At 53.8% G+C, this 14,359-nt stretch carries 12 protein-coding genes and 2 pseudogenes; all 14 read right to left on the bottom strand.

The genetic code is table 11. From position 1 onward, the window contains the following. Positions 1–142: 142 nt before the first annotated feature. A pseudogene (locus tag ETR37_RS20770) lies at positions 143–226 on the bottom strand (hypothetical protein); the annotation flags it as partial. A 1,024-nt stretch (positions 227–1,250) separates the two neighbouring features. Next, a pseudogene (locus ETR37_RS03295) lies at positions 1,251–1,538 on the bottom strand (recombinase RecA); the annotation flags it as partial. A 177-nt stretch (positions 1,539–1,715) separates the two neighbouring features. Further along, the gene (locus tag ETR37_RS03300; RefSeq protein WP_129446910.1) at positions 1,716–2,960 is read right to left on the bottom strand and encodes a competence/damage-inducible protein A; all 1,245 of its coding nucleotides are present in this window, start codon (positions 2,958–2,960) and stop codon (positions 1,716–1,718) included. Positions 2,961–2,986: 26 nt separating this feature from the next. Continuing rightward, positions 2,987–3,565 carry a CDP-diacylglycerol--glycerol-3-phosphate 3-phosphatidyltransferase gene (gene pgsA / locus ETR37_RS03305; RefSeq protein WP_011230793.1) on the bottom strand — a complete coding sequence of 193 codons (579 nt, stop codon included), beginning with the start codon at positions 3,563–3,565 and terminating at the stop codon, positions 2,987–2,989. Between the two features lie 80 nt (positions 3,566–3,645). After that, the gene (locus ETR37_RS03310) at positions 3,646–4,539 is read right to left on the bottom strand and encodes a helix-turn-helix domain-containing protein (protein WP_060788131.1); all 894 of its coding nucleotides are present in this window, start codon (positions 4,537–4,539) and stop codon (positions 3,646–3,648) included. Positions 4,540–4,566: 27 nt separating this feature from the next. Then, on the bottom strand, positions 4,567–5,358 hold the full coding sequence (locus tag ETR37_RS03315) for a DUF3388 domain-containing protein (protein ID WP_015374447.1): 792 nt from the start codon (positions 5,356–5,358) through the stop codon (positions 4,567–4,569). A gap of 131 nt (positions 5,359–5,489) precedes the next feature. Further along, positions 5,490–5,738, bottom strand: a complete 249-nt coding sequence (locus ETR37_RS03320) for a DUF3243 domain-containing protein (protein WP_011230790.1) — start codon at positions 5,736–5,738, stop codon at positions 5,490–5,492. A 62-nt stretch (positions 5,739–5,800) separates the two neighbouring features. After that, positions 5,801–6,517, bottom strand: a complete 717-nt coding sequence (ymfI, locus tag ETR37_RS03325; RefSeq protein WP_129446911.1) for an elongation factor P 5-aminopentanone reductase — start codon at positions 6,515–6,517, stop codon at positions 5,801–5,803. 54 nt (positions 6,518–6,571) lie between these two features. After that, positions 6,572–7,861: an EF-P 5-aminopentanol modification-associated protein YfmH gene (yfmH, locus tag ETR37_RS03330; RefSeq protein WP_013145709.1), complete on the bottom strand. Its 1,290-nt coding sequence runs from the start codon at positions 7,859–7,861 to the stop codon at positions 6,572–6,574. Further along, positions 7,842–9,137: an EF-P 5-aminopentanol modification-associated protein YfmF gene (yfmF, locus tag ETR37_RS03335; protein WP_129446912.1), complete on the bottom strand. Its 1,296-nt coding sequence runs from the start codon at positions 9,135–9,137 to the stop codon at positions 7,842–7,844. Before yfmF ends, yfmH begins: the two co-directional genes overlap by 20 nt. A 153-nt stretch (positions 9,138–9,290) precedes the next feature. Next, entirely contained in the window at positions 9,291–10,250 is a 960-nt protein-coding gene (locus ETR37_RS03340) for an ABC transporter permease (RefSeq protein WP_011230786.1), read from the bottom strand. Then, complete coding sequence (locus ETR37_RS03345; RefSeq protein ID WP_025951132.1) at positions 10,251–11,297, bottom strand: ABC transporter permease; 1,047 nt, start codon at positions 11,295–11,297, stop codon at positions 10,251–10,253. Next, on the bottom strand, positions 11,297–12,823 hold the full coding sequence (locus ETR37_RS03350) for an ABC transporter ATP-binding protein (protein ID WP_011230784.1): 1,527 nt from the start codon (positions 12,821–12,823) through the stop codon (positions 11,297–11,299). The genes ETR37_RS03345 and ETR37_RS03350 overlap by 1 nt, the downstream gene beginning before the upstream one ends. A gap of 393 nt (positions 12,824–13,216) precedes the next feature. Continuing rightward, positions 13,217–14,305 carry a BMP family lipoprotein gene (locus ETR37_RS03355; RefSeq protein ID WP_015374441.1) on the bottom strand — a complete coding sequence of 363 codons (1,089 nt, stop codon included), beginning with the start codon at positions 14,303–14,305 and terminating at the stop codon, positions 13,217–13,219. Positions 14,306–14,359: the final 54 nt, after the last annotated feature.

The following is a 14,359-nucleotide window of genomic DNA, read 5'->3' on the forward strand; positions in this document are numbered from 1 at the left end:
TGCATGCAGGAGTCTCAGGCTCGTGGATATAGGACTATCACCACGGGAAGGAATTTCACCTTCCAACTCGGCTGTAGAGTTGTCCCGATGTTCCCATCGGACTCCGCTTTCGTGCCTACGCACTTATACGGAAACGTGACGCACCTTGCTCGCCCGTGTCAGGCTGGGAAAGCAGCAATTCATCGATATTGACCCCTAATTTTTGTGCATAGATGGGGTCGAGCGATAGCGATAGGTAATAGTCACCCTCGGCATTACCCGGAGGGGCTATTTTCCCCCGCTTCACACCGTGCGTGCGAGTTTCCCCGCACACGGCGTTCCATCGAGTACCCCGGTTACTAATCCGCTCTAGACTTTACTAGTGTACGCACTTTCTGTATTCCTCGAGTTTACTTATTGTGTAATGGCGTACATCTTGTCTTGTAGGTCGCGGAATTCCTGCTCCGACCTAGGAATGATTAGTTCTTGAAACGTTTGGTTGATAGTATCAAATCCTTTCTAGCGGATTTGTACCATACACGTTTTTAGTCAGTTTTGCTCACCGAAACCCTTACGGATTTCCTCACGGCTTCCTAATCATTGTCTGGGTTAGTAACCTAGGGTACTCGACTATGCCCCTTCGCTCCGCAGGAGTTACCCTGCTTCATCACTACTACGGGCTGCTGCCCCACCCCTTCAGCAGTCATTTCCTCCTGCTTAGCGGCATCGGGATGCGCATCCCTTGGCATCCGCTGGGGTGGTTCACCTGTACCGCATCACCTATCCTTGCATGCTCCCTTAGGCTCCACCTCTGACCCGTCAGCCGCCTTTCTGCCCATGGTTGGAGGGCTCAAGGCAAAGATCCTCTGCGGGATCAATCCAGACTCGGCAAACACGAATACCTCATCCAGGGCTGAACCTCACTTAGGAGGTGAGCGCCTTCTTTTTTCGGCGCCCCACGCCTTACGAGCCGTACTTCCGGTGGTTCGTTCCAACGCTATGCGTTCTCTAGCCATAGGAGCTTTATGGACCCCCGGCTACTTCGCTAACCGCTTCTCAGGTCTGCTTTTCGCCGTCCTCTCCGAGCTTCGTACAGCCATGTTGCGCACCATGACCGCACGTCGGGGTATTAGGGCGGGAATGCCAACCTTCATTCCCGTCTCGGATTTTCACCGAGCTCTCGGTGATGCAGTTAGGACCTACTCATGCTCAGTCCCGCTGACTTTTCGCACGGCGTTTCCGCCATACTTCAGTCAGCAACAGGTCGCACCGTGCTCTGCGTCGATGAAAGCTGCTTGCCCGCCCCGCTTTTGCACTTCCGCGATCGCGTGAAGGGCAACGGTCGTTTTCCCGGACGATTCCGGGCCGTAAATTTCCACAATCCGCCCGCGCGGATAGCCGCCGACGCCTAACGCGATGTCGAGCGCCAGCGAACCGCTCGGCACGACCGACACTTTGCGGTCGACTTGCTCGCCGAGCTTCATGATGGCCCCCTTGCCAAACTGTCGTTCAATTTGTTTTAATGCCTGCTCCAATGCAGCTTGACGATCTTGGTTCACTAACCTACTCCTCCTTATTCTAGGACTACTTATACTATACCGCGTTTTGCGGCCATTGCCAAGCAAAAAACGAACGTCCATTCGTTTTTTCGGTGGAGAAACTAGCAACAATCGCCATACTCATGCGGTGGAAAAAACGATGTGCGGTGGAGAATGGAGAAGGAAGGGGGCGGCCGATCAGCAGTCGGCCGCGAGCATCTCAAGCAGAAAAAAACAGCCGTATTTGGCGGTGCGGATGCGAATGGCATCACGCGTGCCGGACAGCGTCAGACGGTGGACAGTTGCATCGCGCCCGCGGACGGCGATGCCGATATACACGGTGCCGGGCGGGTGGCCCTCAAGCGGATCGGGTCCGGCGACGCCGGTGAAGCTGATGCCGATATCCGCATCGCACATCGCGCGGACGTTTTCAGCAAGCAAACGGGCGCACGGCTCGCTCACCGCCCCTTCTGCCTCAAGCAGCGTGCGCGGTATGCCAAGCACCTGTTCTTTGACGCCGTTTGTGTAGCAGACGACACCGCCCTGCACGACTTGAGACGCGCCGGGGATGGCGGTGAGCTGTTCGAGGAAAAGGCCGCCGGTCAAACTTTCGGCCGACGCGATCGTCCATCCTCTTTCTTTTAACCGCTCGAGCGTCTTTGTAAACAACGTTTCATCGTTATATCCGTAGCAGTGGCGGCCGATGCGCGCCAAAATGGCCGCTTCCACTTCGTCAAGAAGCCGCTTCGCCTCCGCCTCATCCTGATGCTTCGCTGTCAGACGAAGCGTCACTTCACCGTCGCCGGCCAGCGGCGCGATCGTCGGATTCGACTGGGCGTCGATCAAATCCGCAATCGCCGTCTCGAGCGCTGATTCACCGATGCCAAAAAAGCGGAGCACGCGCGACTCGATGCGCTCGGAAAGCGAAAACGTACGGCGCAAAAAGGCGTTTCCGTATTTTTTGAACATCGGCCGCATTTCTTTCGGCGGCCCGGGCAGCAACATGTACGTAATGCCGTCTGCCACAAGCGCCATCCCTGGCGCCATGCCGTGCTCGTTTTTCAGCACCGTCGATCCTTCCAAGACGAGCGCCTGCTTTTTATTGTTTTCTGTCATCGGCCGGTTTGTGCGGGCAAAATACGCCTCAATCGCTCGGAGCGCTTCCTCGTCGATCACGAGTCGGCGGCCAAGCAAACGGGCGATCGTCTCCTTCGTTAAATCGTCTTTCGTCGGGCCGAGACCGCCGGTGAAAATGATGAGGTTCGCTCTCGTTTGCGCCGTTTTCACCGCCTGTTCGAGGCGGCCGGCGTTGTCGCCGACGACGGTATGGAAATAGACGTTAATGCCAAGCATCGCCAGCTGCTGCGACAAAAACTGGGCGTTCGTATTGGCGATTTGCCCAAGCAACAGCTCGGAGCCAACGGCAATGATCTCCGCGTTCAACAGACTTTCTCCCCCTTTGCGGCCGGCTATTTCGAATGGGAAAACGCATGTCTGTTTTTCGCAAAATAATCCCAGCCAGACCAAATCGTGAAAATGACCGCCACCCACAGCGCCAATTCAGCGAACGGAAACGAAATGAGCGAGAAAGGGAAGTTATGTAACAATAAAGCGGAAATGGCGACAATTTGCGTCCATGTCTTGATTTTGCCAAGCATGTTGGCAGCGACGACTTCCCCCTCGCCGGCAAGCACGAGCCGCAAGCCGGTGACGGCAAACTCGCGGCTGATGATGACAATCACCATCCACGCCGGAACGGCCCCGAGCTCGACAAGCACGATCAGCGCCGCCGACACAAGCAATTTATCGGCAAGCGGATCTAAAAATTTTCCTAAATTCGTCACCAACCCGTATTTGCGGGCATAGTAGCCATCGATCCAGTCCGTCGCTGAGGCGATGATGAAAATGAGCGCGCCGGCAAGATGGGCCACCGGAAGCTCTGTCCCGCCGATTTGGATGCTTCCCCACCCGAACGGAACGAGCATCACGATCAAGAAAAACGGGATGAGCATAATGCGTGCTACCGTAATTTTATTCGGCAAGTTCACCACAAATACCTCCGCTCATTCAACATCGTTCAGTCCGTGCGAAAAGCAGGCGCCTTCCTGCGGAAAAGCGCCCTGTTCCATCATTTCTTCAACACGAAATGCAGCTTTTGGTATACTTCCTCTTTCGGGGCAAACGGATAGGCAAACGGCTGGCCGTTTACCTTCATGTCGACGTCCAGCGTACGCCCGATTTTCACCCATACTTCGCTTTCGGCCGACAGATCGAACGTTTTCGTCTGCCCGCTTGTCAAGTTTCCGCGGTAAAACGTATGGCCTTTCGTATTGTATACTTCGACCCATGACGTTCCTTTGGATGAAAGCTCGATGGAAAACGCGCCGGAGCTTTCGACTTCAATCGTCGCCGTGTTGCCGCGCTTTTCCGTCACATTCATCGCCGCAGCCGGCTGTTCTTCTTCGCCAGTCGGCGCTGGCTGTTCATTTTGCTGTCCGTTTTCATTCGTTGCCTTCTCGTCCGTTTCCTTCGCCGGCTGCTTTTGTTTCGCTTGCTCAAGCGGCGAATGTTTCGGCTTTTCGACCTCCGCTGTTTTTGGGCTTGTCTTTGTCGGCGGCTCATTTGCGGCGCCGTGCTGGAGCAGCACCCAAACGAGGACTGCCGCCCCGATGACGACCGCCGCGACAACCACTTTCGGCAGCCAATCGAGCCATTTCGCCCCCTCGGCAGACAGTTGCTGGTGCGTCTTCACGCGCGACAGCGTCTGCGGAATGTCATCTTGATAAGACTGGGGAATGTCCTGTTTATACTGTTCAAACAGCTCATCCGGATCAAGCCCGACCGCTTCAGCATATTGCCGGATGAAGGCACGCACATAAAAATTTCCAGGCATGATGGCATAGTTGCCTTCTTCGATGCCGATCAAATACCGCTTTTGAATTTTCGTCATCTCCTGCAGCTCGTCCAAACTCATCTTTTTTTCTTCCCGTGCTTCCCGCAAACGTTTTCCTAGTTCCGTCAACGGCCAACACCTTCCACTTTTTTTAAATTAAAACCCAAATTCGGAAAACCCGTCATCGCCCAACAATGACGGGCGGTCAATCGCTTCGTAGGAAATATCTTCGTCCGGTTCATGGCGCAGCTCAATCATATAATCAAAATCATCGAGCGTGTATTCCGTATGGCGAACAAACATGTCCGGATGCTCGACGACTTTCGTCGCCTCAAGGCGCATGAGCTCACGGATGAGCTGCCAGTGCTGCTCGTTCCCGCGGCGCGTTGAGACGATGCCGTCGATAATGAAAATGTTGTCCTCGCTATACTCATCTTCCATCAACTGCGTGCGAACCGTCTGTTTAATCAGCGTCGATGAAACAAACAGCCATCGTTTGTTGGCGCACACGCTGGCGGCGACGATCGATTCTGTCTTGCCGACGCGCGGCATCCCGCGGATGCCGATGAGCTTATGCCCTTTTTCTTTAAAAAGTTCCGCCATAAAATCGACAAGCAGTCCAAGTTCATCACGGACGAAGCGGAACGTTTTTTTGTCATCGGCATCGCGCTGGATATAACGGCCGTGGCGGACGGCGAGGCGGTCGAGCAGCTTCGGCTGGCGCAGCTTCGTCACCGTAATGTTGTCCATCGTCCGCAAGATCGTCGCCAACCGTTCAATTTGCTCGTTATTGTCGCACAAAAGCAACATGCCGCGGCGCGAATCCCGGACACCGTTGATCGTCACGATGTTAATGGACAACATACCGAGCAGCGAAGCAACGTCGCCGAGCAACCCCGGGCGGTTGACATGAATTTCATATTCCAAATACCATTCCTGCTTGCCCATCCCGTCTCCTCCCTTGCCGGTGTCCGCACGAACGCCTTATGCTAAGTTCATACTACTATAATTATAAATGGAAAAGCAACCGAAAAGGAGGAAGAAAAAAGAGAGGGAGGCCCCTCTCTTTTACCGGGTGATTATTTTTGTTGGACCAGCTTGACCATCATGTTGGCAAGGGCGTGCTGCTCTTTTTCATCCGCAACGCTCCAAAGATCAGCGAGCACCCGTTCTTCCGGGTTTTTCGGGTCGACGTGTTTCGCCAAATAATCCCCGATTTGGTAAGCGACATCTGTGATCACTTGCTGGGTCAATCCTTGCTGTTGCGCTTGTTCTAAACGTTCCGCCAAAAAGTCTTTCCATTGTTCAAAGTTATCCAGTACCGACATGTCAATCCCTCCTTGTTGAATGTTTCAAGGATAGTTTGCCTGCCGAACCGGAAAATATACGTTCAACAATACCAGCCGCCGTTGACGGAAATGACTTGGCCGGTGATATACGAAGCGCCATCAGACAGCAAAAACGCCACCGTTTCCGCCACCTCATCCGGGGTGCCGAGCCGGCCGGCTGGAATTTCGTCAGTGAGCGCTTCCAGCTCCTCAGGACGAAACACCCGCAGCATATCGGTATCAATCGCCCCCGGTGCAACAGCGTTGACGCGAATGCCGCTTGGGGCAAGCTCCTTGGCCAGCGCCTTGGCAAACGCGTTCTGCCCTCCCTTTGTCATCGAGTACACCGCCTCGCACGAAGCGCCGCACAATCCCCAAATCGAGGAAATGAACACAATATGACCGCGCTTTCTCGCCACCATTGATGGGATCAGCCTTTTGATGAGCAACGCCGGGCTTGTCATGTGAAGCCGCACCATCCGCTCGATTAATTCATCGTTCATGTCGGTCAACAATCCGTAATAGCTTGCACCGCTGTTGTAAACGATGGCATCAACCGGGCGATCGATTTGCGAAACGAGCTTTTCCACCCCATCCGGTGCCGACAAATCGGCCTCAATCGGCACAATATGCACATCGTTAAGCTCTTCTTTCAGCGCTTCAACAGGCGCCCGTCGCCGATAGTAATGGAGAAAAAGTCCGTACCCCTCCCGAGCGAGCACACGGGCGATGCTTTGTCCGATGCCTCCAGAGGCTCCCGTAATCAAGGCGTAGCGCATGAAACCATCCTCTCCTTTTTGCCGCAAAAAAGCATCCTTCTCAGGAAGGATGCCTTATTGCCCTTTTGGAACGACTTCGCAAACCGCGATTTGCGAATCGCGGAAGCAAGAAGAGGCAACCGCCGCGATATCGTCCATGGCAAGGGATGAAAGCGCCGGCAAAATGTCAAACAAGTTGGATCCGTAAAACGCGTAGCGCGTAAACTGGTTGGCGATGTATTCCGGCGAGTTGAGCGCGCGCAAAAAGGCGCCGATTTTTTTCTTTTTCACCCGTTCAAACTCTTCCTTTTTGACTGCTTCCGACGAAAACGACAGCAGCACCGTTTGAATTTCCGAAGCGAGCCGTTCAGCGTCCCTTGTATCGCCGCCGATCAACGCGAAGCCGAACCCGCGCTCTTCTGTATAATCGTACATAAATGTATCATCGATCAATCCTTCGCGGTACAGCCGTTCATAATGCGGCGAGCTTTTTCCAAACAAATAGTCCAATGCGACGTGGAAGGCAAGCTCATGCCGAAGTTTTTGTTCGCCGGCTTCAGGAACGGACGGCGCTTTGATGCCGACAAAGCACTTGTTCGTCTGCACATGCATCGGAATCACTTTTTTCTTTTCCGCTACTGCGCTCGGTTCTTCATACGCAAACCGCTTCACTTCCGGAGCTTGCGGGAACGACTTTTTCGCCTGGTTGTCGCGGATTTGCTGCATGATTTTTTGTTCATCGACCGGGCCGACGACAAACAAAAGCATGTTGCTCGGGTGGTAAAACGTTTCGTAGCACTCATACAGCAACTCTTTCGTAATTTGGGCGATCGATTCAACTGTGCCGGCGATGTCGATTTTGACCGGATGGTTGTGATACATGCTTTCGATGGCGCCGAAATAGACGCGCCAGTCTGGGTTGTCGTCGTACATCCGGATTTCCTGGCCGATGATCCCTTTTTCTTTTTCCACTGTCTTGTCGGAAAAGTACGGGCTTTGCACAAAATCGATCAACGTTTCCAAGTTTTTCTCGACGTTGTCGGTGCTTGAGAACAAATAGGCGGTGCGGGTGAACGTCGTAAAGGCGTTCGCCGAGGCGCCTTGTTTGCTGAACTGCTGAAACACGTCGCCGTCTTCTTTTTCAAACAGCTTATGCTCCAAAAAATGGGCGATGCCGTCCGGAACGCGCTTCATCTCCGTTTTACCGAGCGGGACGAACTGGTTGTCGACCGAACCGTAGTTCGTGGTGAATGTCGCATACGTTTTGTTGAATCCTTTTTTCGGCAAAATGTACACGTCAAGGCCGTTGTCCATTTTTTCATAAAACAGCTCTTCGTGCAGCGTCTCATACACCCGTTTTTCCATCTTCCGTCGCCTCCATTCCGGTCAAAAAGTACACCGTATCAAGCTTCACCTTGTCAGCGACGCGCACCACATCCTCGCGCGTCACTTGATCGGTGCCGGCCATCCATTCATCGATCGGGCGCTTTCGCGTTGAGACGACGTTATGGTACAACACCTCCACAAGCCCGCGCGGCGTATCGAGCGTCTCAAGCAGCTGGTTGCGGATGACCGCTTTCGTCTGCGCCATTTCTTCATCTGTGAAATCGCCGTTTTTCATCGCCTGCATTTGCTCATCGATGATGCGGCGCGCCTTCTCATAGTGGGCCGGTTCAATGCCGGACATGACCATCAAAAGCCCTTTATGGCTCTCAAGCCTTGAGGCGGCATAATAGGCAAGGCTTGCCTTCTCGCGGACGTTGATGAACAGCTTCGAATGGGAAAAACCGCCAAAAATGCCGTTAAACATTTGCAAGGCGTAATAATCGTCATCTTCATACGTCACATTTGTCCGATAGCCGATGTTGAGCTTTCCTTGCTTCACGTCTTGCCGCTCGATGACTTCGCGAACTTCCCCTTGCGGCTTGACAGAAACCGACGATGCGCGCTCCCGCTTTGGACGATCCGGCAGAGAAAAACGCTGCTTCACCGCATTGAGCACCGCCTCTTCAGCCACGTCGCCAATGACATATAGATCCAGCTCATCCTCGGCCAGCGCTCGTTCATAATAGCGATACAGCCCTTCCGCCGTGATGCCGTCCACGTCTTCAAGCTCGCCGTTTGGAGAGAGGGCGTACGGTTCGCCTTTGCACATTTCTTCTACAAGGCGCATGTTCGCATAGCGCATTTTGTCATCATACACCGCCTGAATGCGTTGACGGAGCGCCCGCTTTTCCTGCTCGACAATGTCGGTGACAAACCGCCCGCCATCAAGAGCCGGGCGGAACAGAAGATCGGCCAAGAGCTGAAGCGCTTTCGAAAGCAACGGCGTTTGCTCCGGCAAAAATCGTTCATTGGCGACATCGATGCGAATCGTCATGATATGATGTTCGCCTTTTTTCGTTAAATCGACGTTCAGCGTCGCCCCATACAGTTCATCCAAATAGGTGCGCAGCGCCTTAACGCTCGGATAGTCGGCCGTGCCGCTTTGCAAGACGTATGGCAAAAGCGCGCGCAGCGTGACCGTCTCTTTAGCAAGAGGGGCCTTCATTTTCCAAACGATCGTGTTCGTTTTGTACTTATCGGTCGAAATCGTATGGACGCGAACCGGTCCGACCGCTGTGACTTTTTCGTCGACCAATCCAACTCCTCCTTACTTTTTCTCTTTGCAGATATGCACTATCTTTCATTTATTGTAAAGCGTCTTATCAACAATATACCTTTTGCCAATGGAAAAATGCAAATCATTCCATTCAGCAAAAACGGCCGTCCGTTTTTCGGACAGCCGCTTTCATCACCGTTTTCCTTTGATGTATGGCGTGCCAGCCGCTTTCGGCGCCTCAGCGCGGCCGATGAAGCCCGCCAGCGCCAAAATCGTGAGTGCATACGGGGCGATGAGCAAGTAAACGGTCGGGACGTTTTTCAAGAACGGAATCGTTTGCCCGACGATGCTTAAGCTTTGCGCCAACCCGAAAAAGAGCGCCGCCCCCATCGCGCCGATCGGATGCCACTTGCCGAAAATCATCGCCGCAAGCGCCATAAATCCGTGCCCGGAAATCGTCGCATGGCTGAAATCGCGGGAAATGATCGTCGCGTATACCGCACCGCCCAAGCCGCCGAGCGCGCCGCTGATCATGACAGCGATGTAGCGCATTTTGGCGACATGAATCCCCATCGTATCCGCCGCCATCGGATGTTCGCCGACCGCACGCAGCCGCAGGCCAAACGGCGTTTTGTAAATGACATACCATGATACAAACGCCAGCGCAATGGCGATATACGACGGCGCGTACGCGTTGGAAAACAACAGCGGCCCGATGACGGGAATGTCGCTTAACACTGGCACGTCAATTTTGTCAAACCCAACTTGAATTTGGTCCGTCTGCCCCTTGCCGTACATTTTCTTCACTAAAAACAGCGACAGACCAAGCGCCAAAAAGTTGATCGCCACCCCGCTTACGACTTGGTCGGCGCGAAATGTGACCGACGCGACAGCGTGCAGCAGGGAAAATACAGCGCCGACCACCATGGCAGCCAATAAGGCAAGCCACGGCGTCCATTCGCCAAACCGATCGGCAAACGTCAAATTAAAGACGATGCCGACAAACGCGCCGATGGTCATCAATCCTTCAAGCCCGATGTTGACGACGCCGGACCGTTCGCTAAACACGCCGCCAAGGGCGGTGAAAATGAGAGGAGCCGCAAAGAAAATCGTTGTCGGGACAATCGTTTGCAAGACGTCATACACGCTCACTTACTCCGCCCCCTTTTGCCAACGAGATAACAGCCAGCGGATCATGTAGCTGGATGCAACAAAGAAAATGATGAGCGCGATAATAATATCGACGAGTTCGGTCGGCACGCCGGCGCTTGACGGCATTTCCAACGCCCCGACTTTTAAGGCGCCAAACAACAAGGCGGAGAGCAAAATGCCAAACGCGTTGTTTCCTCCGATCAAGGCAACCGCGATGCCATCAAATCCAAGGCCGGTAAAGCCGGCTTTCGTCGAGATGTTTCCAAATGTGCCAAGCCCCTCCATCGCCCCGGCGACGCCGGCAAAAGCGCCGGAGATGACCATCGCTAAAATGATGTTGGCGCGCACATTCATGCCCGCGTACTGTGACGCATGCTGATTGAAACCGACCGCCCGCAGCTCAAACCCTTTCGTCGTCCGCTCAAGCAAAAACCACATGACAAATGCGGCGGCGACAGCGATGAAAATGCCGTAATGCATGGTGGAATGATGCGTAATGGCATCAAAAAAGTCGGAGTGAAGCGATGCGCTTTCTTTCACCGGCTTTGATTTAAATCCCTCATCAGACAAAACGGAACGGATGATGGCGTTCGTTACATGCAAAGCAATATAGTTCATCATGATCGTAATAATGACTTCGTGCACTTTTAAATACGCCTTCAGCACACCCGGAATCAAGCCCCATAGCGCCCCGGCCAACGCGGCGGCCAACAAGGCAAGCGGCAAATGGATGATTTTGGGCAAATCAAAGGACACCCCGACCCAGACGGCAGCGAGCCAGCCGACGATCAGCTGCCCTTCAACCCCGATGTTAAACAAGCCGGTGCGAAAGGCAAACGCCACCGCCAAGCCCGTTAAAATGTATGGCGTCGTCTGGCGGATCGTTTCGCCGATATAGTACGTATCGCCAAACGCCCCGTACACGAGAGCGTAAAACCCAGCGATCGGGTTGTAGCCGCTTGCAAGCATCACGATCGAACCGGCGATCATGCCAAGAAGAACGGCCAACAATGGTATCAAAAATTGCTGGAGACGATTCGACTTCATCACGACACACCTGCTTCCTTCCGTTTGCTTCCAGCCATCAACAGCCCGAGCTCCTGTTCGGTTGTTTCTTTCGGATCAACGATGGCGACGATGTTTCCTTCATAAATGACAGCGATCCGGTCGCTGACGTTCATCACTTCGTCAAGCTCAAACGAGACGAGCAGCACCGCTTTCCCGCGGTCTCGCTGTTCAATGAGCCGCTTATGAATAAATTCGATCGCTCCAACATCAAGCCCCCTCGTCGGCTGGGCGGCGATCAACAAGTCCGGGTCGCGGTCGACTTCACGGCCGATGATCGCTTTTTGCTGGTTTCCGCCCGATAGCGCCCGCGCCTTCGTATATTCATCCGGCGTGCGCACGTCAAATTCGCGGATGAGCTGGCGCGCTTTTTCGTAAATGGCTTGAAAATTCAACAGACCCCGTTTCGAGTACGGCGGCTGATAGTACGTTTGCAGCACCATGTTTTCGCCGATCGGAAAGTCAAGGACAAGCCCGTGCTTATGCCGATCTTGCGGAATATGGCCGACGCCGGCTTCGATGATTTTGCGCGGCGGCAAATTCGTAATGTCTCGGCCGTTGAGGCGGATTGTCCCTGATTCAGCTTTGATCAAGCCGGTTATGGCTTCAATGAGCTCGGTCTGGCCGTTGCCGTCGACTCCAGCAATGCCGACGATCTCGCCGGCGTGCACCGTCAAGTTCAAACCGTTGACCGCTTTGATCCCGCGCGCGTCCTTGACGACTAAGTCTTTAATTTCCAACACCGGTTTTCCCGGCTCAGCCGGTTTCTTAGCGGTCGTAAACTGCACCTCGCGGCCGACCATGAGCGCCGCCAGTTCGTTCGGATTCGTCTCCGCCACATTGAGCGTCGCAATTCCTTTGCCGCGGCGGATGACGGTGACGCGGTCGCACACTTCCATAATTTCTTTAAGTTTGTGTGTAATTAAAATGATGGATTTTCCTTCGCGGACGAGCGTGCGCATAATTTGCATGAGCTCGCGAATTTCCTGCGGCGTCAACACCGCTGTCGGTTCGTCAAAAATCAAAATATCGGCGCCGCGGTAAAGCGTCTTTAAAATTTCCACGCGCTGCTGCATGCCGACGGAAATGTCGGCGATCTTCGCTGTCGGATCGACCGCGAGTCCATATCGTTCCGACAATTCGCGCACTTCCCGCTCCGCCCGCTTCATATCGATCGTTCCGGCCCGCGTCGGCTCGCTGCCTAAGATGATGTTTTCCGTCACGGTGAACGTATCGACGAGCATAAAGTGCTGATGCACCATGCCGATGCCAAGATCATTGGCGACGTTCGGGTCGGTGATGCGCACCGGCTTTCCTTTCACGCGGATTTCGCCGCCGTCCGGCTGGTATAAACCGAACAGCACGTTCATGAGCGTCGATTTGCCGGCCCCGTTTTCGCCAAGCAGAGCGTGTATCTCCCCCTTTTTCACTTGCAGCGTAATGTTGTCATTGGCGACAAACGTGCCAAACACCTTGCGGATATTGAGCATTTCAATCACGTATTCCAAGCCATTCACTCCTTACTCAAGCAAGGTCAAAATCACAAAATGAAAGGCGACAGCGAAACAGCCGCCCTTCATCCTATTTCGCGCAGGAGACTCCCACTTCAACGACCAAAGGGAGTAAGTGGGAGAGGAATGCGCGTTCCCCCTTTCTTTTGTGTATGATCGAATAAAGGCGTGGAGAAAACTGTTCAATAAAGGCACTCCCATAACGGCTGCTCGATGGATGGAGTTGGTTGCAGGAAACGCTGCAACCGTCAAACATCGAGCGTAGGTCCGTCTGTTGTGTGTGGAAGCCAAGTANNTGCAAGCCCCCACTTCAAGCGTTCGCGAAGTGGGGGTAGTTGACGATTTTGAAGAAGGCTAGCGGCTCGCGCTAGCCTTCTTCGCCGTTATTCGTCACTTGATCGTCGCAGCGAATTGCTCGTACTCTTTCCGGTTTGTCGGAACTTTCACTTCGCCTTTGATGATTTTTTGCTTCCATTCGTCAACAGTTTTTAACACGTTCTCCGGAATGTTGTCTTGCGTCGGGGCAATGCCAACCCCATTTTCCGGCAACCCGTACTCAATCGTTTTGCCGCCCGGGAAGTCGCCCTCTTTCGCCCGTTTCGCCGTGTCATAGACAGCGACGTCGACGCGCTTCACCATCGAAGTGAGCGTTACGTTGTACGTTTTGCCGCCGACTTTCACTTCTCCCTCCGGCGCTTGGTCTTTGTCAACACCGATGACCCAAATTTCGCGGTTCGGATCTTTCTTCTTCAAATCTTTCGCTTCCGAGAAGACGCCGCTCCCAGTCGCTCCAGCTGCATGGTAGATGATGTCGATGCCAGACGCGTACATGCTCGAGGCGATCGCTTTCCCTTTATCCGCTTGGTCGAACGCCCCGGCGTATTGCACTTCCACAGTCGCCTTCGGATTGACCGCTTTCACGCCAGCGCGGAATCCGCTTTCGAATTTTTCGATCAACGGAATCTCCATCCCACCGACAAAGCCGATTTTATTCGTTTTCGTCATTAGCCCGGCGACAACACCGACAAGGAACGAGCCTTCATGCTCCTTGAACGTGATGCTGGCGACATTTGGCTCGTCAACAACCGTGTCGACGATGGCGAAATGTTTTTTCGGGTTTTGCTTCGCGACTTCTTTCACCGCGTCGCCCATCAAATACCCGATGCCGAAAATCAAGTCAAAGTCGCTGCGCACAAGCTTGTTTAAGTTCGTGGCATAGTCAGCGTCGCTCGATGACTGCAAGTAGTCGTAGCCGCCGCGGCCTTTTTCAAGCCCGTTGTCTTTGCCGAACTTTTGCAGCCCTTCCCAAGCCGACTGGTTGAACGATTTGTCGTCAATGCCGCCGACGTCGGTGACCATGGCGACGCTGAACGTGTCTTTTCCGCCCCCGGCATTATTTCCCCCTTGACCGCCACAAGCGGCAAGCAGCGTGCTGGCGGCGAACAAAGTGGACAAAAGCAATCCCATTCGCTTTTTCATCCATCACTACCCCCTGCTTTGAAAATTGGTTCCTTTATTTAGTATGAAACTTCC

Source organism: Geobacillus sp. PK12 (assembly GCF_004123125.1).
In the GTDB taxonomy this organism is placed as follows: Bacteria; Bacillota; Bacilli; order Bacillales; family Anoxybacillaceae; genus Geobacillus; species Geobacillus zalihae.

What these genes read in the sequence shown, in the direction of transcription:
- yfmH (WP_013145709.1), bottom strand. Translation starts at nt 7,861, where the DNA reads ATGGAAAAACGGGTGTATGAGACGCTGCACGAAGAGCTGTTTTATGAA.
- ymfI (WP_129446911.1), bottom strand. Translation starts at nt 6,517, where the DNA reads ATGCGCTACGCCTTGATTACGGGAGCCTCTGGAGGCATCGGACAAAGC.
- ETR37_RS03345 (WP_025951132.1), bottom strand. Translation starts at nt 11,297, where the DNA reads ATGAAGTCGAATCGTCTCCAGCAATTTTTGATACCATTGTTGGCCGTT.
- ETR37_RS03355 (WP_015374441.1), bottom strand. Translation starts at nt 14,305, where the DNA reads ATGAAAAAGCGAATGGGATTGCTTTTGTCCACTTTGTTCGCCGCCAGC.
- ETR37_RS03315 (WP_015374447.1), bottom strand. Translation starts at nt 5,358, where the DNA reads ATGGGCAAGCAGGAATGGTATTTGGAATATGAAATTCATGTCAACCGC.
- ETR37_RS03320 (WP_011230790.1), bottom strand. Translation starts at nt 5,738, where the DNA reads ATGTCGGTACTGGATAACTTTGAACAATGGAAAGACTTTTTGGCGGAA.